Consider the following 25,990-nt stretch of genomic DNA (forward strand, 5'->3'; position numbering starts at 1 on the left):
ACGGAATTAGTCCTTGCGATACACCCAGACGCGGGCCGGCGGAAGGTTCATCCAGATCCGTTCCGAGGCCTCTGTGGACACGCCGGGCAGCGATTTCGGGATCGGCGGCACCACCGCATAGGTGAACTGCACGAAGGGCGCGCCCGGGGTCAGCGCCGCGAAGGCGTCGCGGACCAGCCGGAGCCGCGTCAGCATCGGTTTTGTCACGAGCGGCAGGCCGGAGACGACGGCGGAGGCCGGCGCGCTGAGCACGTTCCAGAGCGTGTCGCGCAGGCGATAGGCATCGCCCTGCACCACCTTGGCTTGCGGATAGCGGTCGCGCAGCAAGGCGCAGAAGCCGGGATTGTATTCGACGAGGACGAGGCGCTTCTGGTCGACGCCGCGCTCGACCAGGGCCGAGGTGATGGCGCCGGTGCCGGGCCCGAGCTCGACCACGGGTGCGTCTGAGTTGACGTCGACGTAATGCGCCATGGTCCGGGCGAGCAGCTTGCCCGAAGGCATCACTGCACCCATGTGCAGCGGCTTTTCGATCCACGACCTTAGAAAGCGCACCTCGTCGTCGAGACGGGGCTTCTTCAACGCACGCGCGGACGATGGCAATGGCATGTCGGGACCGGACGGGACCGCGGGACCGCGGCGTGTCAGAAAATGGTCATAAACAGGTATAGGCCGAAGGCGATACGGTCAAGACGAGTCAGGTCGCCCGATTACTGAATAGATCCTTGACCTTGGCGAAGAAGCCGACGGATTCAGGCTGGGTATTGCCAGAGGAGAGCTTTTCGAATTCCGCCAGCAATTCCTGCTGCTTCTTGGTGAGATTCTGCGGGGTCTCGACGGCAACCTGAACGTACATGTCGCCCATCTGGCGCGAGCGCAGCACCGGCATGCCTTTTGATGCAATGCGGAATCGGCGGCCCGACTGGGTTCCGGCCGGCACCTTCACCTTGGTTTTGCCGCTGTCGATGGTCGGCACCTCGAATTCGCCGCCGAGGGCGGCCGTCACCATCGAGATCGGCACCCGGCAGTGCAAATCGGCGCCGTCGCGCTGGAAGAGCTGGTGCTGGGCCAGCGACAGGAAGATGTAGAGGTCGCCGGGCGGGCCGCCGCGAACCCCGGCCTCGCCTTCGCCGGCGAGCCTGATCCGGGTGCCGTCCTCGACCCCCGGGGGAATGTTGACCGACAGCGTCCGCTCGCGGGTGACCCGGCCCTGGCCGGAACAGGACGGGCAGGCATCCTCGATCATCTGGCCGCGGCCCTGGCAGCTCGGACAGGTGCGCTCCAGCGTGAAGAAGCCCTGCGACTGCCGCACACGGCCGGCGCCGCCGCAGCTCGAGCAGGTCTTCGGCTTGGTGCCGGCCTTGGCGCCGATGCCCGAGCAGGCCTCGCAGGTGACCGAGACCGGAATCTCGATCTGCGCGGTCTTGCCGCCAAAGGCTTCCTCGAGCGTGATTTCCATGTTGTAGCGCAGGTCGGCGCCACGCTCGCGGCCGCCGCGGCCGCGCTGCCCGGCCATGCCGAACAGGTCTTCGAAGATGTCGGAGAAGGAGGAGGCGAAGCCCGCACCGAAACCGGCGCCGCCGCCGCCCTGCTCGAAGGCCGCATGGCCGAAGCGATCATAGGCCGCGCGCTTGTCCTTGTCCTTGAGGACCTCGTAGGCCTCGTTGATTTCCTTGAACTTGACTTCGCTGGTGTCGTCCCCGGGGTTGCGGTCCGGGTGGAATTTCATCGCAAGCTTGCGGAAGGACGATTTCAGGACGGAATCGTCGGCAGTGCGTTCGACTTCGAGCGTTTCGTAATAGCAGCGCTTGGTGGACGTGGACATGTTGAACTCGGTCTATCCAATCGCGATTCAAGTCGGAGCGGAACAACGTCGCCAGGAGACGATATAGGCAGCCCTTTGCTTCGCGGCAGAGGGCGGCACGGCGACGTTCATCATAACGGCTGGGAATTGATCGATCGTAACGGGGACACACCCCGCCGAGCCCGACACGACGGCCTCCCCCGTGAGGGGGGAGGCCGGTAGCGCGTGTGGGGTCCAAGCCGTCCGCATCATCACCCTCTTGGGGATCAGGCGGACTTCTTGTTGTTCTTGTCGTCGTCGACTTCGGTGAATTCCGCGTCGACGACGTCGTCCTTGGCCGCATCCTTCTTGGCGTCGGCCTCGGCCTGCTGCTTGTACATGGCCTCGCCGAGCTTCATCGAAGCCTGGGCCAGCGTCTGGGTCTTGGCCTTGATCGCCTCGGCATCGTCGCCCTTCAGCGCTTCCTTGAGGTCGCTGACGGCATCCTCGATGGCGCGGCGCTCGGGCTCGGCGACCTTCGAACCGTGCTCGGCGAGAGCCTTTTCGGTCGAGTGCACCAGGCCATCCGCCTCGTTCTTGGCGGTGACGGCCTCGCGGCGCTTCTTGTCCGCCTCGGCGTTGGCCTCGGCGTCCTTGACCATCTTCTCGATGTCGGCTTCCGACAGGCCGCCGGAGGCCTGGATGCGGATCTGCTGCTCCTTGGCCGTGGCCTTGTCCTTGGCCGAGACGTTGACGATGCCGTTGGCGTCGATGTCGAAGGTCACCTCGATCTGCGGCATGCCGCGCGGAGCCGGCGGAATGCCCATCAGGTCGAACTGGCCGAGCATCTTGTTGTCGGCCGCCATTTCACGCTCGCCCTGGAAGACGCGGATGGTGACCGCGTTCTGGTTGTCCTCGGCAGTCGAGAACACCTGGCTCTTCTTGGTCGGGATCGTGGTGTTGCGGTCGATGATGCGGGTGAACACGCCGCCCAGCGTCTCGATGCCCAGCGACAGCGGGGTCACGTCGAGCAGCAGCACGTCCTTGACGTCGCCCTGGAGCACGCCGGCCTGGATCGCGGCACCGATCGCCACGACTTCGTCCGGGTTGACGCCCTTGTGCGGCTCCTTGCCGAACAGCTGCTTCACGACTTCCTGGACCTTCGGCATGCGCGACATGCCGCCGACCAGAACGACTTCGCCGATCTCACCGGCGGTGACGCCGGCATCCTTCAGCGCCTTGCGGCAGGGCTCGACCGTCTTCTGGACGAGGTCGTCGACCAGCGCCTCGAACTTGGCGCGGGTGAGCTTCATCGTCAGATGCTTGGGGCCGGTCTGGTCCGCGGTGATGAAGGGCAGGTTGATCTCGGTCTGCGTCGTCGACGACAGCTCGATCTTGGCCTTTTCAGCGGCTTCCTTCAGGCGCTGCAACGCGAGCTTGTCGTTGCGCAGGTTGATGCCCTGCTCCTTCTGGAACTCGTCGGCCAGATAACCCACGAGGCGCATGTCGAAGTCTTCGCCGCCGAGGAAGGTGTCGCCGTTGGTCGACTTCACCTCGAACACGCCGTCGCCGATTTCGAGAATGGAGATATCGAACGTGCCGCCGCCGAGATCGTACACGGCGATCGTGCCGGTCTTGGTCTTGTCCAGACCATAGGCGAGCGCGGCCGCGGTCGGCTCGTTGATGATGCGCAGCACTTCAAGGCCCGCGATCTTGCCGGCGTCCTTGGTCGCCTGGCGCTGGGCGTCGTTGAAGTAAGCGGGAACGGTGATGACGGCCTGGTCGACCTTCTGGCCGAGATGGGCTTCCGCGGTCTCCTTCATCTTCTGCAGGATGAACGCAGACACCTGCGAGGGCGAGTAGGTCTGGCCGTCGGCCTCGACCCAGGCGTCGCCGTTGGAAGCCTTCACGATCTTGTACGGAACGAGCTTCTTGTCCTTCTCGACCATCGGGTCGTCGTAGCGGCGGCCGATGAGGCGCTTCACTGCGAAGAACGTACGCTCGGGATTGGTAACGGCCTGGCGCTTGGCAGGCTGGCCGACGAGGCGCTCACCGTCGTCCGTCACGGCGACGATCGAAGGCGTCGTGCGCATGCCTTCAGAATTCTCGATGACTTTGGCGTTCTTGCCATCCATCACGGCGACGCACGAATTCGTGGTGCCGAGGTCGATCCCAATGACCTTTCCCATGGTCCTGATATCCTTGTTTTTGCGGCAGGTTGGCTGGGCCCAAGAGGCACCCGCTCCAAACCCCCTAAGATCAAACATCCGCGATATTGCGATGGTTGACGCTCATATAGGAGGGGGGGAGGGGCCCGCAAGGACCGAACGCAAGTTTCGGCCATGAAAACATTGGGTTTTGGAAGATCATATCCGGGCTCAACCGCCCTTGCGGGTGATGAATTATTAACAGGTTCAGGCGTCAGCCGGCCCCCGCCACCGTGATCTGCCCGCCCTGTTACCGGCGGGCCAAACCCGTTAAAAGGCGGGCGGCCGGACCGCCGCCATCAAGGCGGCTTTGCGCGACAAAGCGGCCCAATGGCCGACCATCGAACGGCCTCAATGTGAACCAATCAGAGTGCCCATGAAGCTCATTCGCCCCCTCGCCGCGCTCGCCGTCCTCGTCGCCACAGCGCTTCCGGCCTTTGCGGCCGATGCCGTTTTCCCGCCCGGCCTGCGCCTCGGCATGGTGCCGCTGGTCGGCCTGAGCACGGCCAAGACGTTTCCGGGCTTCGAGAGCGAGGACGGCAGCGTCAAGGTGCTGATCACCGAGCTGCCGCCGGCGGCCTATGGGGAGGTCGTGAGCGCCTTCAATTCCAATCCCGGCGGCACCGCCGGCGTCAAGCAGGACAAGATCGAGACCCCCGCGGGTCTTGCCTATTTCACCATGGAAAGCGGCAAGGCCGGCGAGACGCCGGTGAAGCGCTACTCGATGATCGTGCCGGGCGCCGGTTTCTCCGGCTATGTCGCGGTGCAGATCCCGGAGAACGCAACCAAGATCTACACCGACGAGGCGGTGCGGCAGATGTTTGCGAGCGCCGTCACCCGCAAGCAGGTCTCGGCCGAAGAGCAGATCGGGCTGATGCCGTTCAAGATCACCGATCTCGCCGATTTCAAGGACATCCGCACCCTGGCGCCGGGCTCCAGCATCATCCTGGCCGACGGCAATGAGAGTTCGGGCTATGAATCCAAGCCGTTCATGATCCTCGGCCTGATCGGCGCCACCCCGCAGCAGGCCGACGACCGCGCCCGCTTTGCCCAGGAGGCCGCGCTCCAGATCCCCGGCGTGCGCGAATCCCGCGTCACCATGTCGGAGCCGATCCGCATCAACGGCCAGCAGGGTTTCGAGACCCGGATCGACGGCGTCAGCGGCAAGGACAAGACGCCCGTGACCGTGGTGCAGTGGATCCGCTTCTCGAGCGGCGGCGCCTCGCTGCGCATCATCGCCAGCGCCCCGCGCGACCAGTGGTCGGCCGCCTTCACCCGCTTCCGCGCTGTGCGCGACGGCATCCAGCCCAAGGGTTAGTCTCAAGGGTTAGTCTCAAGGGTTAGTCCAAGGGTTAGCCCAAGCGCTGGACAGAGCCGGCTGCATTTTCGGGCTTCTGTTCGTATACGAACGGAACTAGGCTTCCTTCCATTGGATCATCCTGGAGGGAGGCGAACGATGCTTGATCGACGACAAATCCTCGCGGCGCTTGGGACAAGCGCTCTCGTAGCCCTTGCTCCAACCGCGCTCCTTGCGGCCGCATCGATCAAGCCGGACGATGCCTCCGCGCTGCTCGTGATCGACGTGCAAAACTGCTTCCTGCCCGGCGGCAGCCTCGCCGTGAAGGAAGGCGAGCAGGTCGTTCCCGTCATCAACAAGATGGCGAAAGCCTTTGCGAACGTGGTGATGACCCAGGACTGGCACACGCCAGGCCACATTTCATTTGCGTCGGTGCACTCCGGCAAGAAGCCGTTCGAGACCGTCGATCTCCCCTACGGCAAGCAGGTGCTGTGGCCCGACCATTGCGTGCAGGGCACCGACGGCGCCGCGCTGTCGAAGGATCTTGCGATTCCGCATGCCGAGCTCATCATCCGCAAGGGTTTTCACAAGGACGTCGACAGCTATTCGGCCTTCCTCGAAGCCGACGGCAAGACCTCGACGGGCCTCGCCGGTTACCTGAAGGGCCGCAAGATCAAGCGCGTCTTCGTCGCCGGCCTCGCGACAGACTTCTGCGTCGCCTGGACCGCGCTCGATGCGCGCAAGGCGGGCTTCGAGGTCTATGTGGTGGAGGACGCCTGCCGCGGCATCGACACGCAGGGTTCGCTCGCAAAAGCCTGGGCCGACATGGCCAAGGCCGGCGTGAAGCGGATTCAGTCCGCGGATATCGCGGTGAGCGCGTAAGCGGCGCGAAAAGCTGCCAAACCCTCATCCTGAGGAGCGTGCTCCTTAGCACGCGTCTCGAAGGATGAAGGCCGAGCTGCAACAGCCGGGCCTGCATGGTTCGAGACGGCGCTGACGCGCCTCCTCACCATGAGGATCAACCAGTGCGCCGCTCAGTTCACTTCGTTGCTGTTCGCAGCCGGTGCAGCCTTCGTGCCGCCCTTGGCGACACCGACCAGCGCCGGGCGCAGCACGCGCTCGCCGATGGTGTAGCCGGCCTGCATGACCTGCACGACGGTGCCCGCAGGCACCGACGCATCCGGCACCTCGTACATCGCCTGCTGGAAGTTCGGGTCGAACTTCTGGCCCTGCGGATCGAACTTCTTGACGCCGTGCTTTTCCAGCGCATTGAGCAGCGAGCGCTCGGTGAGCTCGACGCCCTCGATCAGCGAGGTCAGGCCGGGATCGGCCGCGGCACGGGCCTCGGCCGGAACGGCATCGAGCGCACGCTGGAGATTGTCGGCGATGTCGAGCACGTCGCGGGCAAAGCCGGTGATGCCGTAGAGGCGGGCGTCGGCGACCTCCTTGGTGGTGCGCTTGCGCAGATTTTCCATCTCGGCCAGCGTCCGCAGCATGCGGTCACGCGCCTCGGCGGCTTCCTTCTGCAACAGCTCGACCGAGCCGGGCTCCGGATCGTCGGGCATGATGTAGGGTTTTGACACCACGGGCTCGTCGGTCGGTGGGGTAGTGTCGTCGGGCTGCCGGTCTCGATCGGTCATCGGCTCTCTTCTCGAACTCGTCTCAAGGGATTGTTGGCCCGGATATCGTGCCTAAGCTCACGAAAATCAAGCGCCCGTGATCGGAGGAAACGCCGGTCAGCCCCCCAGGAGGCGGCTGACGATGCGCGCGGCGTAGTCCACGGTCGGGATTACGCGGGCATAATTCAGCCGCGTCGGCCCGATCACGCCCAAAACGCCGACGATGTGGCCGGCGGCATCCCGATAGGGTGAGATGATGGTGGAGGAGCCTGACAAGGAAAACAGTTTGTTCTCCGAGCCGATGAAGATCCGCACGCCCTCGGCGGTCTCGGCGCGTCCCAGAAGGTCGATCACGCCGCGCTTGGTCTCGAGATCGTCGAACAGCAGGCGAACGCGCTCCAGATCCTCCAGCGCGTGCAGATCCTCGAGCAGGTTGGCGTGGCCGCGAACGATCAGCTGGCGGTCCTCGTTCTCGCCGCCGGACCAGCTCGCAATACCGGCCGAAATCACCTTCTGCGTCAGTTGGTCGAGTTCGGCGCGGGCTTCGCCGAGCGCGGTTTCGAGCTCGAGCCGCGCCTCGGCCAGCGTGCGGCCGCGAATCCGCGCATTGAGGAAATTACCGGCTTCCGTGAGCGCCGAGGAGGGAACTCCCGGCGGCAGCGACAACACGCGGTTTTCGACCTGACCGTCCTCGCCGACCAGGATCACCAGCGCCTTTTCGGGTTCCAGCCGGACGAATTCGATGTGTTTCAGCCGCGCATTGGATTTCGGGGTCAACACGACCGCTGCGGCGCGGGTGAGACCGGACAGCCGCGTCAGCGCCTCCGACAGCGCCGCCTCGACCGATTGGGCGTGACCCACCGACGTCAACTGGCTCTGGATCGACTGCCGCTCGGCGTCATTGAGGTCGCCGACCTGCATCAGGGCGTCGACGAAGAAGCGTAAGCCCAGTTCCGTCGGCAATCGGCCGGCGGAGGTGTGGGGCGCATAGATCAGGCCGAGCTGTTCCAGGTCGGCCATGACGTTGCGGACCGAGGCCGGCGACAGCGGCATCGCGATCAGCCGCGAAATATTGCGCGACCCGACCGGCTCGCCGGTCGCGAGATAGCTTTCGACAATTTGACGAAAGATGTCGCGGGAACGCTCGTTGAGCTGGGCGAGGCCTGCGCGCGGCGCGATCAGATGGATCGGATCGTGATGGGCCACGGACGGTAACTCCTCTCAGACGCTTATAATTTGTCCATCCCGGAGGGTTCTGACAAGCGTGGCGTTTGCGGGGTGGAAAACTGGGGGTGAAAAAGCCTTGCCGCCCACCCTCACCCCACCTACAAGCACCGCGAATAGCCCTTTTCCGAGAGTTTTGGAGGATTTCCCATGCGGCCAAGCCGCCGTGCGCCCGACGAATTGCGCCCCGTGACGCTGGAGCGCGGCGTGGTCAAATATGCGGAAGGCTCCTGCCTGGTGAAATTCGGCGACACCCATGTGCTGGTCACCGCCACGCTGGAAGACCGCCTGCCGCCGTGGCTGAAGGGCCAAGGCCGCGGCTGGGTCACCGCCGAATACGGCATGCTACCACGCGCGACCTCCGAACGCACCCGCCGCGAGGCCTCCGCGGGTAAACAAAGCGGCCGTACCGTCGAGATTCAGCGCCTGATCGGCCGCTCGCTTCGTACCATCGTCGATCTCGAAGCGCTCGGTGAGCGCCAGATCACGGTCGATTGCGACGTGCTCCAGGCCGACGGCGGCACGCGCACGGCCTCGATCACCGGTGCCTGGGTCGCGCTCGCCGATTGCATCAACTGGATGAAGGCGCGCAACATGATCAAGGCCAAGGTGCTGCGCGACAACGTCGCCGCGATCTCCTGCGGCATCTACAACGGCACGCCCGTGCTCGACCTCGACTATGCCGAGGATTCGGAAGCCCAGACCGACGCCAATTTCGTCCTGACCGGCGATGGCCGCATCATCGAGGTGCAGGGCACCGCGGAACGCGAACCGTTCACACAAGACGAATTCCTCGCGCTGATGGCGCTGGCCCAGAAGGGCATTGCCCGTCTCGTGGACTTGCAGAAACTGGCCGTCGCGTAGTCAATAGGCCCATGCACCGCCGAATCACCGAAAAGCTCGTCATCGCGACCCACAATCCCGGCAAGCTCGCCGAGATGAAGGAGCTGCTCGCGCCTCACGGCATCGAGGCGGTGTCGGCCGGTGAGCTCGGCCTGCCCGAGCCCGACGAGACCGGCAACGATTTCCGCAGCAATGCCGCGATCAAGGCGATCGCGGCGGCGCAGGCGACCAAGCTTCCCTCCTTCGCCGACGATTCCGGCATAGTGGTCGACGCGCTCGATGGCGCGCCCGGCATCTACAGCGCGCGCTGGGCCGGTCCAGCAAAGGATTTTACCGCCGCGATGGCGCAGATCGAGCGCCTGTTGCAGGAGCGCGGCGCCACCACGCCCGACAAGCGCACCGCGCATTTCGTATCCGCGCTCTGCGTCGCCTGGCCCGACGATCATCTCGAAGAGGTCGAGGCGCGCGTCGACGGCACCTTGGCCTGGCCGCCGCGCGGCACCGCCGGCTTCGGCTATGATCCGATGTTCCTGCCCAATGGCCACGATCGCACGTTCGGCGAGATGACCAGTATCGAGAAGCACGGCCTGCCGCCGCTTGGCCTCGGCCTGTCGCATCGCGCCCGCGCCTTCGTGAAACTGGCGGAGATCTGCCTTGAGCCGCGCTAAGCAAGCTTTCGGCGTCTATGTACACTGGCCGTTCTGCCTGTCGAAGTGCCCCTATTGCGACTTCAACAGCCACGTCCGCCACGCCGCGATCGACGAGACGCGCTTCGCTTCAGCTTTCGCGCGCGAAATCGAAACGACCGCACAGCGTGCGCCCGGGCGTGAAGTCACCTCGATCTTCCTCGGCGGCGGCACGCCTTCACTGATGCAGCCCGCGACCGTCGGCGCGGTGCTCGATGCCATCGGCAAGCACTGGCACGTCGCCAGCGATGTCGAGGTCACGCTCGAGGCAAACCCGACCAGCGTCGAAGCCACGCGTTTTGCCGGCTATCGCGCCGCCGGCGTCAACCGCGTCTCGCTCGGCGTGCAGGCACTCGACGATGCCTCGCTGAAAGCGCTGGGCCGGATGCACAGCGCCCGCGAAGCGCTCGACGCTGTCGCCATCGCGCGCCGCTCGTTCGACCGCTACTCCTTCGACCTGATCTACGCACGCCCCGACCAGACACCGGCGATGTGGGCCGACGAGCTGCGTCTCGCGATCGATGAAGCCGCGGAGCATCTGTCGCTCTATCAATTGACGATCGAGGAAGGCACGCCGTTCTTCGGCCTGCACCAGGCCGGCAAATTGAAGACGCCGGACGAAGCCGTCGCGCGCGCGCTCTATGACGTCACGCAGGAGACCTGCGACAAGCTCGGCCTGCCCGCTTACGAGATTTCAAATCACGCGCGGCGCGGCGCCGAGTGCCGGCACAATCTGGTGTATTGGCGCGGCGATGAATATGCCGGCATCGGCCCCGGTGCCCATGGCCGCCTCGACATCGACGGGATCAGGCACGCCACCGCCACCGAGAAGCGCCCCGAAGCCTGGCTGATGCGGGTCGAAACCAACGGCCACGGCAACGTCACCGACGATCTCCTCAACAGCGAGGAGCGCGCCGACGAATTTCTGCTGATGGGGCTCCGCCTCGCCGAGGGCATCGACCCCGAGCGCTACAGCGCGCTGTCGGGCCGCCCGCTTGATCCCAAGCGCATCGCGCTGTTGCGCGAGGAGGGCGCGATCATCGTGGATGCGACGGGGCGCTTGCGGGTCACGAGCAGCGGATTTCCGGTGCTTGATGCAGTGGTCGCGGATCTGGCGGCATAGCGAGCTGCCGTAGCCCGGATGGAGCGCAGCGTAATCCGGGACGCTTTCGCCACTCGGATAGAACCCGGATTGCGCTGCGCTCCATCCGGACTACGAAGCCATCAAGCCCCAAAACTCTTCGGCGAGCCCGCGACCGCCACGCCACCACCTGTCGTCACCTTCATCACCGCTAACCCACGCTCATTCGTGCCATCGGCGCGGAAGCGGAACAGGCCGTCGATGCCGGCGAAGCCGGAAGGGTTGGTGAGCACATCCGGCGAGAAGCGCGTCGGGCCCTGCGTGCGCGCGAGCGCGGCGACGAGGGCGACCGCGTCATAGGCGAGCGTCGCGGTGCGGATCGGCTCGGCACCGTATTTGGTGCGATAGCGGCCGGAGAAGGCGCGGAAGCCGGCCGGGTCCGGCGCGGCGTAGAGACCGCCTTGCAAGTTTGCATTGGCATAGACGCGCGGATTGTCCCACAGGCCGGTGCCGAGCAGCTGGATGTTGCGCAAATTCGCGCCTGCGGCCGTCATCGCATCGGCCACCGCGACGACGGCATCGCCGTCATCGGCGATGAACAGCGCATCCGCGCTGCCGAGCTGCTGCGCCACGGTGCGTGCCGGCGTCGCGCGATCGGCGCCGTATTTCTCGAAGGCGACAATGCGGCCGCCGCGCCGCGGCACCGCCGCCTTCACCGCGGCCTCGACGACATTGCCATAGGCATTGTCGGGCACGAGCACGGCGACGGAACGTTTTCCGATGCTGGCGGAATATTCGACTATGCGGTTGACGTCGGACTCCGGCAGGAAGCTCAGCAGAAAGACGCCGCGGCCGGCGATGCTGGAATCGGTCGAGAACGCGATCACCGAGATGCCGCGCGTACGCGCGACCTGCGCCACCGCCGGCACCGACTGCGCGAACAGCGGGCCCAGGATGATCTCGGCGCCCTCGTCGACCGCCTGCTGCGCGTTCGCCTGGGCGCCTTGCGGGCTGCCGTTGTCGTCCTTGATCAGGAGCTGGATGTTGGGATTCTGGAACTCGGCCAGCGCCATCTCGGCGGCGTTGCGCATCGACTGCGCGGCAAGGCCGGCATTGCCGGCGGCCGAGAGCGGCAGGATCACGGCAACCTTCACCCCGCCGCTGCCGGCGGTGGTGGCCTGTTGCGGCGGTCCGGCCGGCTGAGCCGGGGCCGGGGAGGAGCTGCTGAACGGGTTGGAGAACTGGCTGAGACTCTGCTGCACGCCGGCGCAGGCCGACAGCAAGGGGGCGCCGAGTAACAGGCCGAGTGCGCTCCGCCGGGTCGCCCCCGATAATCGGGAGCCCTGAACGGGAGATTTAGGATCGCGCGGGCCCAGCATCACAACTTCTCTTCTGACCGACCGTCGGCCGGCCGGTCACAACATTCTTTCCACGACACAAGCCGCGGATTCAGGCATATTGTCGGCAAATAGTTAACTAAAACAAAAGGATAATGACCACTTAACGCGGCCACACCTCAAGCCCTGGCTAGCTGTCCACCATCCGTCACCCGCATCAAGGCGGCGTTTCCGCCGCGAATGTGGCGCCGACGCTTCATTCCCTCTGCAATGTGATGCCGGATGGATCACATTCCAGTCCTTCCTCACCCCTGACCTGGCGCGATCTTTTTCCGAGGACCGGTTCCCAGCCCCCGGGATCATGCCTAAGTTCGATTCATTATGCGCGTAAAGCCGAGCCCGATAAATACACCTGAAGCGACGGATCCCGCCTCGCGCGGTTTCTCCATCGACGCCCATCGGCTGACGGCGCCGAAGGCGGCGCCGGGCCTCCATCTGGTCGCCACCCCCATCGGCAATCTCGGCGACATCACGCTGCGCGCGCTTCAGACGCTCGCCGGCGTCGACGTCATCGCCTGCGAGGACACCCGCATCACGCGGCGCCTGACCGAGCGCTACGCGATCACGGCGCAGCTCAAGCAATATCACGAGCACAACGCGGAAGCGGCGCGTCCGAGGATCCTGGAGGCGCTGGGGCAGGGCGGCTCGATCGCGCTGGTGTCGGATGCCGGCACGCCGCTGATCTCCGACCCCGGTTTCAAGCTGGTGCGCGAGGTCTGCGCAGCCGGCCATGCGGTCTACGCGCTGCCCGGCCCGTCCTCGGTGCTGGCCGCGCTGTCGGTCGCCGCATTGCCGACCGACCGCTTCTTCTTCGAGGGCTTTCTGCCGGCGAAATCCGCCGCGCGAAAGTCGCGCCTTGCAGAGCTCGCCCGCATCGATGCGACGCTCGTGATGTTCGACTCCGGCAACCGCGTCCAGGACACGCTCGCCGAGCTTGCCGAGATCATGGGGACGCGCGAAGCCGCGATCTGCCGCGAATTGACGAAACTGCACGAGGAAATTTCGCGCGCCCCGCTGCAGGAGCTGGCACGCGGAGCGGACACGCTGGAGACGCGCGGCGAATTCGTGCTGGTGATCGCGCCGCCTGCGGCGGACGCGGAGCTGCTGACCTCGGATGCGCTCGACGGCCTGCTGCGCGAGCAGCTCGCCGCGCACAGCGTCAAGGATGCCGTCGCGCATGCGGTCGCGCTCTCGGGCCGACCGCGCCGCGAGGTCTATGCCCGCGCGCTCGAGCTCGCAAAGGACCTGAGGGACGGCGATGGCGAAGACTAAGGGCGCGGAACCGAAGGTCGCCTCGCCCGAGCGCGTCGCCGCGTTCCGCACCGGCATCTCCGCGGAGAGCCGCGCCGCCGCCTATCTCATGGCCAAGGGCTACCGCATCCTCGCCAGGCGCTACCGCACCCCACATGGCGAGATCGACATCGTGGCGCGCCGCCGCAACCTGATCGCCTTCGTCGAGGTCAAGGCCCGCGCGACGCTAGATGACGCCGCCTTCGCCGTGACCCCGCGCCAACAGCAGCGCATCATCGACGCCGCGCAAGGCTGGCTCGTGGCGCATCCCGAGCATGCCGAATTCGAACTGCGATTCGACGCCATGCTGATTGCGCCGCGCTCACTTCCGCGCCATGTGTTGGCGGCATTCGACGCCTCGACCTGAAAGGCAGACCATGAAACTGAACGTCGCCGTCCAGATGGACCCCATCGCCCGTATCAACATCAAGGGCGATTCCACCTTTGCACTGCTCCTGGAGGCGCAGAAGCGCGGCCACGGCCTGTCCTATTACACGCCCGACAAGCTCTCGATGGTCGGCGAGGAGATCGTCGCGCCCATCCAGCTCCTGACCGTGCGCGACGAGCCCGGCAATCACTTCACGCTGGGCGAGCCCAGGCGCGAAGCGCTCAACGGCTTCGACGTCGTGCTGCTGCGCCAGGATCCGCCGTTCGATCTCGCCTACATCACCTCGACGCATTTCCTGGAGCGCATCCATCCGAAGACGCTGGTCGTCAACAACCCCGCCTCAGTGCGCAACGCGCCGGAAAAACTGTTCGTGATGAACTTTCCGCAGCTGATGCCGCCGACGCTGATCTCGCGCGACCTCGACGAGATCAACGCGTTCCGGGATAAGCACGGCGCCGTCGTCATGAAGCCGCTGCACGGCCATGGCGGCGCGGCGGTGTTCCGCGTGATGCCGCAGGACATGAATTTCGGCTCGCTGTTCGACATGTTCTCGGTGACCTTCAAGGAGCCGTGGGTGATCCAGCAGTTCATCCCCGAGGTGAAGCACGGCGACAAGCGCATCATCCTGGTCAACGGCGAGTTCGCCGGCGCGGTCAACCGCGTGCCGGCCGCCGACGACCTCCGCTCCAACATGGTGCGTGGCGGCGCCGCGCAGGAGACCGAGCTCACGCCACGCGAGCGCGAGATCTGCGCCACCGTCGGCCCGGCGCTGCGCGAGCGCGGCCTGCTGTTCGTCGGCATCGACGTCATCAACGGCAACCTCACCGAGATCAACGTGACATCGCCGACGGGCATCCGCGCCATCGCGCGGCTCGGCGGCCCGGACGTCGCGGCGAAGGTCTGGGACACGATCGAGCAGAAGCGGGCGAAGTAGGGCGCTCACTCGTAGCCCGGATGGAGCGCAGCGAAATCCGGGATCTCACAACGCGCTGCACGAGCCCGGATTGCGCTTCGCTCCATCCGGGCTACGGACATCAATTGAAACACGAGGAAGTACGCTCCTCACCCAGAGGAGCGACGACCGCGCACGCTGCGCGAAGCGCCCATGGCTAAACCACCCATTCACCATGACGCCGCGCGCATCGTTCGAACGAACGTCCCGCCCTGCGTGAATCTACGGGGCCATTGGCCGAGCGGATAACGCGACGTTCACCATCTGCCCAGAACGCGCATCGTCACGGGCCATCACACTCGGCCTCGCAACACCCCTTATACCTTTACTCCCTACTCATCGACGCAGGGGAACCCGCCACGTGCGGTTCGAGTGCCCCGCGTAAGAGTAGAAGCGCATGAACACCGCACGCATTGTCGTTCTCGTCATCGCGCTGGGCGCCGGCGGCGTCGCTGCGTATCTGGCGAGCGGCTTTGACAACAAGCCAGCACCCGCCCTTCCCGTCGCCGAGAAGCTGCCGACGGTCGAGGTGCTGATCGCGAAGAACGACATCCAGCTCGGCCAGGCCGTGAAGCCCGAGGATCTGCAATGGCAGTCCTGGCCGGCGGCGACCGCGAGCAGCGCCTTCATCCGCCGCGACAGCAGGCCCGACGCCCAGACCCAGATCGCAGGCTCGATCGCGCGCGTGCCGTTGATGCAGGGCGAGCCGATCCGCGAGCAGAAGCTGGTGCGGGCCGAGGGCTCGGGCTTCATGGCCGCGATCCTGCCCTCCGGCATGCGGGCCGTCTCTACCGAGATTTCAGCCGAGACCGGCGCCGGCGGCTTCATCCTGCCGAACGACCGCGTCGACATCGTTCTAACGCGGCGCCTGAAGAACCCCGATGGCGCCAACGGCGCGACCGGCGGCAACGACCTGATCCTGTCGGAGGTCATCCTGAGCAACATCCGCGTGCTCGCGATCGACCAGGCGCCGAAAGAAAAAGACGGCCAGAACGCCGTACTCGGCAAGACCGTCACGCTCGAGCTCAAGCCGGACCAGGTCGCGACGCTGTCGGCCTCGCGCCAGGGCGGCACGCTGACGCTCGCGTTGCGAAGCATCGCCGATGCCAACGCGTCGGAGATTTCGATCGAAGACCTGACGGCCAAGCGGCCCGGCGGCGTGAACGTGATCCGCTACGGGGTGCAGGCACGGCAACTGACGTCACAGAAGTGATGATGGGGACACCATGAACTACGGGGATGATCGGACGGGCCTGCGCATTCGGGGGAAGCGCGCACGCTCGTTCTGGACGGGGGCGGTGCTGATGCTGGGGCTGATCGCAGCCCCCGACTTCGTCAGCGCGGCGGATGCGCCGGTCGGCGACCAGGCGCCGATGCAGGCGCCGGATCTCGGCGTGTCGCCGGTTTCGACCATCGCGCCTACACGCACGCGCTCGCTGTCGCTCGGCGTCGGCAAGTCCGTCGTCATCGATCTGCCGCGCGAGGTCAAGGACGTGCTGGTGGCCGATCCCAAGATCGCCAATGCAGTGATCCGCTCGTCGCAGCGCGCCTATATCATCGGCGGCCAGGTCGGCCAGACCAACGTCGTGTTCTTCACCGCCGACGGCCAGCAGGTTGCCTCTTACGACATCGCGGTAAAGCGCGATCTCAACGGCATGCGCACGGCGCTGCGCCAGTCGCTGCCGGGCGTGCAGATCGAAGGCGTAGGCGACAGCGTGATGCTGACCGGCTCGGTGTCGAGCCCGATCGAGGCCCAGCAGGCCGGCGACGTCGCCGCAAAACTCGTTGGCGGCGCTGACAAGGTCGTCAACAACATCGTCGTGCGCGGCCGCGACCAGGTGATGCTCAAGGTCGTCGTCGGCGAAGTCCGCCGCGACATCGTCAAGCAGCTGGGCGTCGACCTCAGCGCCAGCCTGAATGCCGGCACGGCGGTCGTGAACTTCAACAATTCCAACCCGTTCTCGGTCTCTGGCGGACCGATCGTCGGCAGCAACGGGCTCGGCGTGGCCGGCCTCGCCAAGGGTGTCGCCACCGTCAGCGCCACGATGCGCGCGATGGAAAGCGCCGGCGTCATGCGCACGCTCGCCGAACCGAGCCTGACCGCGATCTCGGGCGAATCCGCCACCTTCATCGCCGGCGGTGAATTCCCGATCCCTGCAGGCTATTCCTGCGATCCGGTCACCCACGTCTGTACCACCCAGGTCACCTACAAGAAGTTCGGCATCTCCCTGAACTTCACCCCGCTCGTGCTCAGCGAAGGCCGTATCAGCCTGCGCGTGATGACCGAGGTCTCGGAGCTGTCGAACACGAACGCGATCACGCTGACGCAGGCGGTGTCCTCGACCTCGAGCAACTCGATCACCATCCCCTCGGTCCAGACCCGCCGCGCCGAGACCACGCTGGAGATTCCTTCCGGTGGCTCGATGGCGATGGCCGGCCTGATCCAGCAGAAGACCAAGCAGGCGATCAACGGCCTGCCCGGCGTCGACCAGGTGCCGATCATCGGCGCGCTCTTCCGCAGCCAGGACTTCGTCAACAACGAGACCGAGCTGATGGTGATCGTGACGCCCTATGTGGTGCGGGCGGTCGCCCAGAAGGAATTGTCGCGGCCCGACGACGGCTTTGCGCCGGCCTCGGACGCGCAGACGGCGCTGCTCGGCCGCATGAACCGGCTCTATGGCATCGCGCGCAGCGTCGATCCGATCGAAGGCACCCGCGGCGATTTCGGCTTCATCATCGACTGAGACGGACGGTTTGGGGACCGGGGCAAGAAATGGGGCAAGAGGGGACAAAGCGATGACGAAGACGATCGCCGATCGACGTCGCAACCTGCGGATCGCGCTGGCGCTGACGGGGCTTTCCGTCATGCTCGGCGCCTGCAACACCACCGGTGACATCGTCACCCAGACGGTGCCGACCGACTATCGCCAGCGCCACCCGATCGCGGTGCAGGAAGCCAAGAAGTCGATCGTGATCTTCGTCGGCAAGGCGCGCGGCGGCCTCTCCACCGCGCAGCACGCGGACGTCGCGGGCATTGCCAGGGACTGGGTGCGCGAAGGCACCGGTTCCGTCGTCGTCGACGTGCCGAGCGACGCTGCGAATTCACGCGCCGCGGCGGCGACCTATCACGAAATCCGGTCGGTGCTCGCATCCGGCGGCGTGCCGTCGCGCGCCATCGTCCAGCATCCCTATCGCCCCGAGGATCCCGGACTGCTGCCGACCATCCGCCTGAGCTATTCGAAGATCGCCGCGGTCGCCGGCCCCTGCGGGCTGTGGCCGGAAGACGTCGGTCCGAACATCCTCGACCCCGGCTACAACGAGAACCGGCCGTACTTCAATCTGGGCTGCGCCAGCCAGCGCAACCTCGCGGCCATGATCGACAACCCCGCCGACCTCGAGCAGCCGAGGGCGGAGACGCCTGCCTACACTGCACGGCGCGAGATCGCCTTCGAGCGCTACCGCAAAGGCATGGCGACCACGACCATGTATCCCGAGGCCGAAAAGGCCAAACTCAGCGACACCGGCAAATGACAAGTTTTCACGACGACGAGGAAGCGGACGACCCGCGGCACCCCGAGGACCACATTGCGCCGGTTCCTCGCATCTCGGTGCAGGCCTTTTGCGAGACCGAGCAGACGCTCGCCGCGATCACCGCGGCCGGGCAGGATCGCCGTCTCGCCAAGGCGCATCTCACCGCCAAGGGCGGCGGCCTTGCCGCGGCCATCGAAGTCTATGACACGATGCCGACGCCGAACGTCATCGTGATCGAATCCGACGGCACACGCGATATCCTCGAGGGCCTCGACGATCTCGCCGGCGTCTGCGATCCCGGCACACGCGTGGTCGTGATCGGCAACCCCAACGACACCGCGCCCTATCGCGAGCTGGTCCGCCGCGGCGTCAACGACTACGTGGTGGGACCGGTCGAAACCCTCGACGTCGTCCGCTCCATCTGCAGCCTGTTCTCGGCGTCGGAAGCCATCATCACCGGCCGCGTCATCGCGGTGGTCGGCGCCAAGGGCGGCGTCGGTGCGTCCACGGTCGCGCACAACGTGGCCTGGACCATCGCGCGCGACCTCGCACTTGATTCCGTCGTGATCGATCTCGACCTCGCCTTCGGCACCGCCGGCCTCGACTACAACCAGGACCCGGCGCAGGGCATCGCCAACGCGGTGCTCTCGCAGGACCGGCCGGACACGGCGCTGATGGAGCGCCTGCTCGCCAAATGCACCGAGCGCCTCAGTCTCCTCGCGGCGCCCGCAACGCTCGACCGCGTCTACGATTTCGGCGCCGAAGCTTTTGATGCGATCTTCGACACGCTGCGCATGACCACACCCTGCATCGTGCTCGACGTTCCCCACCAATGGTCGGGCTGGACGCGCCGCGCGCTCGTCAATGCCGACGATATCGTGATCGTGGCCGAACCCGATCTGGCCAATTTGCGCAACACCAGGAACATGCTGAGCGTGCTCAAGGCGGCACGGCCCAACGACCGTCCGCCGCTGTACTGCATCAACCAGGTCGGCATGCACAAGCGCGCGGAGATCGACGTCAAGGCGTTCGCCAAGACCATGGAGAGCCAGCCGATCGCGGCGATCCCGTTCGACTCGAAACTGTTCTCGACCGCGGCCAATAACGGCCAGATGATCGCGGAAGTCTCCAAGAACCACCGCACCACCCTTCTGTTCCAGAACATGGCGAACCGCCTCGCCGGGCGTGGCGAGGTGAAGAAGCCGAAGCGCTCGCTGCTCGGGCCGCTCCTGAAGAGGCTCAAGGGCAGGGCGGGTCGCGGGTCAGCCCCGCATCGCAAGGTGTCGTAAGCACCAACGCGAACGAGAAACGAGGGCGGGCTACTTGTCCGCCCGCTGCTGCTTCTTCGCCAGCAACTGCCGTAGCGCCGTGACCTTTGCCGCGGCCTGATCCGGCGGCAGGTCGGCCTTCACGATGGTCTCGGCCTCGGCCTGCTTTCCCTGCAGTCCCACGACGAGCGCCAGATTGGCGCGCACGCGGGAATCGGCGCGATTGTGCTCATAGGCGCGGCGCAGCGTTTCCTCGGCCCGCGGCAGATTGTTCTGGAGCATGTAGGACAGGCCGAGATTGGACAGAACCTGCGGCTCCTCGGGCACGATCTTCAGCGCTGCCGAATAATATTGCTGCGCCTCTTCGTTGCGGCCGAGCTGATCGAGCGCCGCGCCTTGCGCCGACAGGATGCGCCAGTCGGGATCCTCAGGCGTATGCGCGCGGCTGAGCACATCGAAAGCCTGCTGGAAATTGCCGCTGTCGGCGAGCGCGCGGCCGTAGCCGGCGAGCAGCGCCTTGTTGCTGGGATGGGCGAGCACGGCCTGCTCCATCACCGCAACGGCCTGGGCGCGCTGGCCGGTCTCGCGCAGCGCCATGCCATATTCGAGCGCGACGTTGGGATCGGAAGGCTTGGCGCGATAGCGCTCGCGAAGCGCGTCCATGTCCGGCTTCGGGTCGGCCCTGCCAGCGGTTTCCGACTTGCCACCGAGCGCGCCGGTGATGTCCTCCAGACTCGTGGTCTGGCAGCCGCCGAGGGCAAGCATCACGAGCGCGGAAAGCAGGAATCTCGCCGGCGGAGAGGCAAGGGACGAACGCTTGGGCATACTCTGATCACTCGGCGACTGATCAGCGATGCTTACCGATTAACCCTAAAGTCCAGTTAAGGAACCTGGCCCGTCCGGCTCAATCGGTGAACTCGGCGCCGAATTCGCAGCCGATGCGCCAGCGCAGGCGGCATTGGCGGGAATAATCGGGCGCGAAGATGATGGTGAATTGCGGCGGCACTTCCAGAAACTCCGCCACCACTTTCACGCCCCCATCCGAGATATCCGTGATCGTGCAATCCCTCGGCAGCGAGCCCGCGCCAAAGTGAATCTTGGCGAGCCGAGTGCACACCCGTCGTTCGCTTCTGCGGCGATTTGCAAGCATTTGAATTGTTCACCCGTTAGATCACGGCCCATCCCGCAGCTCTAGGAGTAGCGAACATTCGTTGGGATGTGCTGATGAGAGCCGCTCGCATTCGAGGCGTAGTGTCTGCGTGATGTTTACGACCGGTTAGGGTTTTCCGGGCCCTCGGGCTGTTCTCGTATTGTTCTTGCAAGAAAGATCGGGCTCTGCTACCCCTAATTGTACGAGAGGGCAGGCTGGTTCGGGCATGGTTCAGCGGGTTTCTACCGTCGCCTTTGAGGGGATTGAGGCCCGCGCGGTCGACGTGCAGGTGCAGGTCGCGCCCGGGCTGCCGGCTTTCGCCATTGCAGAGTGTGAATGCCAACACTATACGGCGTCAACACATGGAGATTGCAATGGAATTGTGGAACTCGGCCGCCATCCTCGCCCTTAGGAGTGCCGTTCGGTTCGCTTCGGGCATAGCACACACTGCGAGAGCACTGGGAGACCTTGGCGAGCGTCTTGAGCTCGCTGCGGAGCGACAGGCTCACGTGTGGTGGTTGATCATCGAGAAGGTGCTGGAGCCCCTGATCGCCAACGCCAAAGCCTGAGGCGGCCCCAATGAATGCCCCTGTCCGCACCGAGGCCCAAGCACGGGCCTACTCCTACGTTCGGTTCTCAACGCCCTCGCAAGCCGCTGGAGCAAGTCTACAGCGACAGACGGAGAAGGCGGCCAAGTATGCCCTTGAGCACGGGCTAACGCTCGACACCGAGCTAAACATGACGGACCTCGGTGTGTCGGCCTACCGGGGAAAGAACGCGCACACAGGGGCACTCGGTGGATTTCTCAAGGCCGTCGAGGCGGGATACAACGCGCATTCGATGGCAGCGCATTGGCCGCAGATGCTGGAGGACGCGCAGTATCAGACAGTCTCGCTTGTAACGACACCCCGAGAGCGCATCAGGTATGGGGACGAGGAACCCGTCTACGACCAGAAAAAGAAGAAAATTAAGCTGCCTCGCACATGCCATGACTGCGGTGCTCTCCAAGGGCAACTTCACGTGAGCGGATGCGACATGGAAGAATGCCCGGCCTGTGGCGGCCAAGCCATTTCCTGCGGCTGCGTACAGGTTCCCATGACGTCCGAACAGTTAGAGGCTTGGACGGAGCGAGATGACACAGTCGACGACGACCATTTGGAGCCTGACAGCAAAACCGATGAGCTGAAACCGCAAGGCCCACCGCCTGATCCATAAATTGTCATTGACGTAATCACCTGCTCATGATCGGCGCGCCCGGCGCCGGCAAGTCGATGCTGGCGGCGCGCCTGCCCTCGATCCTGCCACCGCTGTCGCCGGGCGAATTGCTCGAAGTCTCCATGATCGCCTCCGTCGCCGGCGAGATCGAGGGCGGCGCGTTGACCGCGCGGCGGCCGTTCCGTTCGCCGCATCATTCCGCCAGCATGGCCGCACTCACCGGCGGCGGCATCCGCGCAAAACCCGGCGAGATCTCGCTTGCGCATCAGGGCGTGCTGTTCCTCGACGAGCTGCCCGAGTTCGATCCTCGGGTGCTGGATTCGCTGCGCCAGCCGCTGGAGAACGGCGAGGTCTCCGTCTCCCGCGCCAATCATCGCGTGACTTATCCTGCGCGCTTCATGCTGGTCGCGGCGATGAATCCGTGCCGCTGCGGCCATGCGTTCGAGCCCGGCTATGCCTGCAAGCGCGGCCGCATCGATCGCTGCACCGGCGACTACCAGGCGCGCATCTCCGGTCCGCTGATGGACCGCATCGATTTGCGCATCGAGGTTCCCGCGGTGACCGCAGCCGATCTGATCCTGCCGCCGGCGGCGGAGGGCTCGGCGGAAGTCGCCGCGCGCGTGGCAGCCGCGCGCGACATCCAGCTCGCGCGTTACGCGGATGCGGGCCTGCCGCATGTTCGCACCAATGCCGAGGCGCCGGCCTCGGTGTTGGAGGACGTCGCCAAGCCGGATGCGCAAGGCGCCAAATTACTGCGCGACGCCGCCGAGACCATGCGGCTGTCGGCTCGCGGCTATCACCGCGTCCTGCGGGTGGCGCGCACGCTCGCCGATCTCGACGGCGCCGACAAGATCGGCCGGCTGCATCTCGCCGAGGCGCTGTCCTACCGCGCACTCGCGGAGGATGTGCGGCAGATGGCCTGATCCTTCCGCGCATCAACCCGGCGGTAACGAGTTTCCTTTACGCTCTGCAAACCATAAGGCCCAAGCGTTCCCCTATGAGTTCCACACAGGGCCCGGGCGAGTAGAGTGTCATGTTGCGTTTCAAGATCCTGGCCTCGGTTGTTCCCCTGCTGGCGGCCGCGGTGTTCGCCCGCGGCGAGATCGGATCGGTCTCGCATCCCTGCATCGCGCTGGGCGAGACTTCAGTCGAGCTGACATCCCTGTTCTGGACGGCCGGCGTCCATGTCGCCTTCACCGACGATCTGTCGCGGGCCACGGTGCGGGTTCAGATCACCGACGATCCGGACGCGGCGGACTTCGCGGTCGTGGACGACGGTCTCGGCTCCGAAACGGATTCCTGTCAGGCCAATCCGGCGACGCGCCTCATCACGATTGCCGCGGAGCCGGTCGACGGCGGTCCGGTGATTTACCTGTCCACCGACGGGCCGGCCGATTACCGCATCTATGTGCGCTCGAAGACCTTTTCGCAGCGCGAGGCCGCGGCGCTGATCGTCGGTGCCAATGGCGGCCACCGCCCGCTCCCGCTCCAGGCCGCCTCGCTCTGAAGCGTTAACACCTCGTCAACCCTGTTTGGAGGCCGAACCAAAGCCTCAAGCTGTTCGCAAGGTCGGCGAGACATCGTCGCAATTGGCGACGCGGGGTTTCGGAGCAAGAGTCGGGGTCGATGGCGATGGATCGGACGTTCCGGATCAAGGTGCGCATGCGCCGCTTCAGGCGACAGCATCCCCGCATCGCGTTCGCGATCCGCTCCTTCATGATTTTCTCGGCGACGTTCGGCGGCGCCTATGGCTTCGTCTCCGGCAGCCGCTCCGAGAACTCCGGCTACGATCCCAATACGTTTGCGGTCGGCGCGAGCTTCCTGTTCGCGCTCGCCTGCCTCGGCCTCGCCACGCTCAGCATGCGGCTGCGCTTCGTCAACAAGCGGATGCGTAAGCTCGCCGCCCACAACGAGACGCTGATCGACCGCAATTGGGAACTGAAGGAAGCGGAGGAGCGCGCGCGCAGCCTGTTCGAACAGCAGGGCGATCTGATCGTGCTGCGCGACCACCAGGGCCGCATCTCCTTCGCCAACGACGCCTATTGCGCACTCGCAGGACAGGGGCGCAACGCGCTGGTCGGCACGCGTTTCGATTTCGACGTCCTCGAGCAGGGCGACAGCGCCCGCGAAAGCAACGGCACGCGCATTCACGACCAGAGGATCACCACCCCGCACGGCGCGCGCTGGATCGCCTGGCGCGAGGGCTATGTCCGTCTCGATGCCGGCCAGCCCGCCGAATTGCAGAGCGTCGGACGCGACGTCACCGACCGCACCGAGACCGAGCGCGCGCTGTCGGACGCGCGCGACCAGGCCGATGCCGCCAACCGCGCCAAGTCGCGCTTCCTGGCGATGGCCTCGCATGAGATCCGCACGCCGCTCAACGGCATGATCGGCATGGGCGGCCTGTTGCTCGACACCACGCTGACGCCGGAGCAGACGACCTATGCCAGGGCGGTGAAAACCTCCGGCGAAGCGCTGATGGCGCTGATCGAGGAGCTGCTCGACTATTCCAAGATCGAGGCCGGCAAGCTCGATCTCGACCAACGCCCGTTCGCGCTCTCGACCATGATCGAGGAGATCACCGAGCTGCTCGCGCCGCGCGCGCAGGCAAAGACGCTCGAGATCGCCGCCTATGTCGACGAGCGCCTGCCGCTCGAGGTCGTCGGCGATGCCGCGCGGTTGCGCCAGGTGCTGCTCAACCTCGCCGGCAACGCCATCAAGTTCACCGCGACCGGCGGCGTCGCGCTGATCGTCGAACCCGGCATCTGGCCGAACGAGATCAGCTTTCTGGTGCGCGACACCGGCATCGGCATCGCGCCCGAGGCGCGAACGCGCATCTTCCGCGAGTTCGAGCAGGCCGACGAGCGCGTCGCCCGCACCTATGGCGGCACCGGGCTCGGCCTTGCCATCAGCGAACGCATCGTCAAGCGCATGGGCGGCCGCATCACCCTGGAGAGCGAGCCGGGCAAGGGCTCGACCTTCGACGTCGCGATCCCGCTTGCGCCATCGCAATCCGGCGCGGGGCAGACGGCGTTCCCGAGCCCTGATCTCACCGGCAAGTCGATCCTCCTGATCGCCGACGGCATCGAGGCCTCGCTGATCGCGCGGCGGCTGGAGCGCTGGGGCGGACAGATCTGCCTCGTCTCGGATGGAGCCGTCGCAGAGGCGCTGCTGCCGGAGCGCTCATGGCATGCGGTGCTGGTCGATCGTGCGATCGGCGCCGCCATCGCCGACCATCTCGGCGAGGTCGCGCGCAAGCATGCGACGCAGCGGCTGGTGCTGCTGACGTCGAGCTCGCGTCACGAGAAATTTTCAGCTTCCTTCACCGGCTTTCTGATCAAGCCGCTGCGCGCAGCTTCGCTCGCGGCACGTCTCGCGCTGACGCCGGAGGTCGCCTCGCCCGAACTGGCGCCGGAGCCGCCGGCCGCCTCCCCCGCCGGCGTCGTAACGGCAAAGGGTCTGTCGATCCTCGTCGCCGAGGACAACGAGATCAACGCGCTGCTGATGCGCTCGCTGCTGACCAAGCTCGGCCACCGCGTCGTCATCGCGGTTCATGGCGAGGCGGCGCTGGAATCCTGGCTCGCCGCGTCATCCGCCGGCACGCCCTACGATCTCGTGCTGATGGACATCCAGATGCCGCAGCTCGACGGCATCGAGGCGACGAAACGCATCCGCACGCATGAGGCGGCCAAAGGCGGCCACCACACGCCGATCCTCGCGCTCACCGCCAATACGCTGGTGGAGGATCGCTATGCCTGTTTCGAGGCGGGCATGAACGGATTTCTGATCAAGCCGCTCGACCGCGACAAGCTGGACGAGGCGCTGGCCGGGCTGGCGGCGGCGCGGCATCTGGCGGTGTAGGAAGGTCTCTCCTCCGTCATTGCGAGGAGCCCTTGCGACGAAGCAATCCAGAATCCCTCCGCGGAAAGATTCTGGATTGCTTCGCTGCGCTCGCAATGACGATGTGGCTGCAGGCGTGCGCCAATCACCGATGCCGTAGGGTGGGCAAAGCCAACGGGTCGCGCGAATGCGCGCCCAATGACAGGCTCCGCGTGCCCACTA

General features: G+C 65.7%; 24 protein-coding genes and 2 pseudogenes. 18 read left to right on the forward strand and 8 right to left on the reverse strand.

Going from position 1 to position 25,990, the window contains the following annotated elements; translation table 11 throughout:
• Nucleotides 1–6 precede the first annotated feature (6 nt).
• The 3 genes from ACVJ5M_RS04070 to dnaK form a co-directional block, all read right to left on the reverse strand.
• Entirely contained in the window at nucleotides 7–606 is a 600-nt protein-coding gene (locus ACVJ5M_RS04070; protein WP_028148799.1) for a class I SAM-dependent methyltransferase, read from the reverse strand.
• Between the two features lie 88 nt (nucleotides 607–694).
• A complete protein-coding gene (dnaJ, locus tag ACVJ5M_RS04075) occupies nucleotides 695–1,822 on the reverse strand; it encodes a molecular chaperone DnaJ (protein WP_063980245.1) in 1,128 nt (375 codons plus the stop codon).
• Between the two features lie 245 nt (nucleotides 1,823–2,067).
• Nucleotides 2,068–3,969: a molecular chaperone DnaK gene (dnaK, locus tag ACVJ5M_RS04080; RefSeq protein WP_028148797.1), complete on the reverse strand. Its 1,902-nt coding sequence runs from the start codon at nucleotides 3,967–3,969 to the stop codon at nucleotides 2,068–2,070.
• A gap of 394 nt (nucleotides 3,970–4,363) precedes the next feature.
• Here dnaK and ACVJ5M_RS04085 point away from each other — a divergent pair, with 394 nt between their 5' ends.
• On the forward strand, nucleotides 4,364–5,305 hold the full coding sequence (locus ACVJ5M_RS04085) for a hypothetical protein (RefSeq protein ID WP_063980246.1): 942 nt from the start codon (nucleotides 4,364–4,366) through the stop codon (nucleotides 5,303–5,305).
• Between the two features lie 138 nt (nucleotides 5,306–5,443).
• Nucleotides 5,444–6,166 carry a bifunctional nicotinamidase/pyrazinamidase gene (pncA, locus tag ACVJ5M_RS04090; RefSeq protein WP_028155509.1) on the forward strand — a complete coding sequence of 241 codons (723 nt, stop codon included), beginning with the start codon at nucleotides 5,444–5,446 and terminating at the stop codon, nucleotides 6,164–6,166.
• Between the two features lie 152 nt (nucleotides 6,167–6,318).
• On the opposite strand, the gene grpE is transcribed toward pncA, so the two are convergent.
• Nucleotides 6,319–6,924, reverse strand: coding sequence for a nucleotide exchange factor GrpE (gene grpE / locus ACVJ5M_RS04095; RefSeq protein WP_063980247.1), 606 nt, complete (start codon nucleotides 6,922–6,924; stop codon nucleotides 6,319–6,321).
• Nucleotides 6,925–7,020: 96 nt separating this feature from the next.
• Complete coding sequence (gene hrcA / locus ACVJ5M_RS04100; RefSeq protein WP_063980248.1) at nucleotides 7,021–8,109, reverse strand: heat-inducible transcriptional repressor HrcA; 1,089 nt, start codon at nucleotides 8,107–8,109, stop codon at nucleotides 7,021–7,023.
• Nucleotides 8,110–8,277: 168 nt separating this feature from the next.
• Here hrcA and rph point away from each other — a divergent pair, with 168 nt between their 5' ends.
• From rph to hemW, 3 genes are read left to right on the forward strand one after another with little or no spacing between them, the layout of a single operon-like run.
• Nucleotides 8,278–8,991 carry a ribonuclease PH gene (rph, locus tag ACVJ5M_RS04105; RefSeq protein WP_014490830.1) on the forward strand — a complete coding sequence of 238 codons (714 nt, stop codon included), beginning with the start codon at nucleotides 8,278–8,280 and terminating at the stop codon, nucleotides 8,989–8,991.
• Between the two features lie 11 nt (nucleotides 8,992–9,002).
• On the forward strand, nucleotides 9,003–9,638 hold the full coding sequence (rdgB, locus tag ACVJ5M_RS04110) for an RdgB/HAM1 family non-canonical purine NTP pyrophosphatase (RefSeq protein ID WP_063980249.1): 636 nt from the start codon (nucleotides 9,003–9,005) through the stop codon (nucleotides 9,636–9,638).
• Nucleotides 9,625–10,779, forward strand: coding sequence for a radical SAM family heme chaperone HemW (hemW, locus tag ACVJ5M_RS04115; RefSeq protein WP_063980250.1), 1,155 nt, complete (start codon nucleotides 9,625–9,627; stop codon nucleotides 10,777–10,779). The genes rdgB and hemW overlap by 14 nt, the downstream gene beginning before the upstream one ends.
• Before the next feature lie 101 nt (nucleotides 10,780–10,880).
• Here the strand turns inward: hemW and ACVJ5M_RS04120 are convergent, their stop codons facing one another.
• Complete coding sequence (locus ACVJ5M_RS04120) at nucleotides 10,881–12,116, reverse strand: penicillin-binding protein activator (RefSeq protein ID WP_354100300.1); 1,236 nt, start codon at nucleotides 12,114–12,116, stop codon at nucleotides 10,881–10,883.
• Nucleotides 12,117–12,455: 339 nt separating this feature from the next.
• Here ACVJ5M_RS04120 and rsmI point away from each other — a divergent pair, with 339 nt between their 5' ends.
• The 7 genes from rsmI (at nucleotide 12,456) to ACVJ5M_RS04155 (ending at nucleotide 19,584) form a co-directional block, all read left to right on the forward strand.
• Nucleotides 12,456–13,406 (forward strand): 16S rRNA (cytidine(1402)-2'-O)-methyltransferase, encoded by a 951-nt coding sequence (gene rsmI / locus ACVJ5M_RS04125; RefSeq protein ID WP_063980252.1) that lies wholly within the window; start codon nucleotides 12,456–12,458, stop codon nucleotides 13,404–13,406.
• Nucleotides 13,393–13,791 carry a YraN family protein gene (locus ACVJ5M_RS04130; protein ID WP_063980253.1) on the forward strand — a complete coding sequence of 133 codons (399 nt, stop codon included), beginning with the start codon at nucleotides 13,393–13,395 and terminating at the stop codon, nucleotides 13,789–13,791. Before rsmI ends, ACVJ5M_RS04130 begins: the two co-directional genes overlap by 14 nt.
• Nucleotides 13,792–13,801: 10 nt before the next feature.
• Complete coding sequence (gene gshB, locus ACVJ5M_RS04135; protein ID WP_063980254.1) at nucleotides 13,802–14,746, forward strand: glutathione synthase; 945 nt, start codon at nucleotides 13,802–13,804, stop codon at nucleotides 14,744–14,746.
• Between the two features lie 415 nt (nucleotides 14,747–15,161).
• Nucleotides 15,162–15,977, forward strand: coding sequence for a Flp pilus assembly protein CpaB (cpaB, locus tag ACVJ5M_RS04140; RefSeq protein WP_063980255.1), 816 nt, complete (start codon nucleotides 15,162–15,164; stop codon nucleotides 15,975–15,977).
• A gap of 13 nt (nucleotides 15,978–15,990) precedes the next feature.
• Entirely contained in the window at nucleotides 15,991–17,508 is a 1,518-nt protein-coding gene (locus ACVJ5M_RS04145; RefSeq protein ID WP_063980256.1) for a type II and III secretion system protein family protein, read from the forward strand.
• A gap of 52 nt (nucleotides 17,509–17,560) precedes the next feature.
• Nucleotides 17,561–18,295: a CpaD family pilus assembly protein gene (locus tag ACVJ5M_RS04150; RefSeq protein ID WP_063980257.1), complete on the forward strand. Its 735-nt coding sequence runs from the start codon at nucleotides 17,561–17,563 to the stop codon at nucleotides 18,293–18,295.
• Nucleotides 18,292–19,584: an AAA family ATPase gene (locus ACVJ5M_RS04155; RefSeq protein ID WP_063980258.1), complete on the forward strand. Its 1,293-nt coding sequence runs from the start codon at nucleotides 18,292–18,294 to the stop codon at nucleotides 19,582–19,584. The genes ACVJ5M_RS04150 and ACVJ5M_RS04155 overlap by 4 nt, the downstream gene beginning before the upstream one ends.
• 30 nt (nucleotides 19,585–19,614) lie before the next feature.
• Here the strand turns inward: ACVJ5M_RS04155 and ACVJ5M_RS04160 are convergent, their stop codons facing one another.
• Nucleotides 19,615–20,388 (reverse strand): tetratricopeptide repeat protein, encoded by a 774-nt coding sequence (locus tag ACVJ5M_RS04160; protein WP_063980259.1) that lies wholly within the window; start codon nucleotides 20,386–20,388, stop codon nucleotides 19,615–19,617.
• Nucleotides 20,389–20,467: 79 nt separating this feature from the next.
• The gene (locus ACVJ5M_RS04165; protein ID WP_027534981.1) at nucleotides 20,468–20,713 is read right to left on the reverse strand and encodes a PilZ domain-containing protein; all 246 of its coding nucleotides are present in this window, start codon (nucleotides 20,711–20,713) and stop codon (nucleotides 20,468–20,470) included.
• Nucleotides 20,714–20,939: 226 nt separating this feature from the next.
• Between ACVJ5M_RS04165 and ACVJ5M_RS04170 the strand changes: the two are divergent.
• The 6 genes and pseudogenes from ACVJ5M_RS04170 to ACVJ5M_RS04195 all read left to right on the forward strand — a co-directional run.
• Nucleotides 20,940–21,038, forward strand: a pseudogene (locus ACVJ5M_RS04170) (ATP-binding protein); the annotation flags it as partial.
• Between the two features lie 49 nt (nucleotides 21,039–21,087).
• A complete protein-coding gene (locus tag ACVJ5M_RS04175; protein WP_283017904.1) occupies nucleotides 21,088–21,282 on the forward strand; it encodes a hypothetical protein in 195 nt (64 codons plus the stop codon).
• Nucleotides 21,283–21,451: 169 nt separating this feature from the next.
• Entirely contained in the window at nucleotides 21,452–21,928 is a 477-nt protein-coding gene (locus tag ACVJ5M_RS04180; RefSeq protein ID WP_346283396.1) for a hypothetical protein, read from the forward strand.
• 14 nt (nucleotides 21,929–21,942) lie between these two features.
• Nucleotides 21,943–22,851, forward strand: a pseudogene (locus tag ACVJ5M_RS04185) (YifB family Mg chelatase-like AAA ATPase); the annotation flags it as partial.
• Nucleotides 22,852–22,961: 110 nt separating this feature from the next.
• Nucleotides 22,962–23,435, forward strand: a complete 474-nt coding sequence (locus tag ACVJ5M_RS04190; protein ID WP_063980265.1) for a hypothetical protein — start codon at nucleotides 22,962–22,964, stop codon at nucleotides 23,433–23,435.
• Nucleotides 23,436–23,554: 119 nt separating this feature from the next.
• Nucleotides 23,555–25,789, forward strand: coding sequence for an ATP-binding protein (locus ACVJ5M_RS04195; RefSeq protein ID WP_084794914.1), 2,235 nt, complete (start codon nucleotides 23,555–23,557; stop codon nucleotides 25,787–25,789).
• Nucleotides 25,790–25,990 lie beyond the last annotated feature (201 nt).

The organism is Bradyrhizobium sp. S3.7.6, from assembly GCF_054061875.1.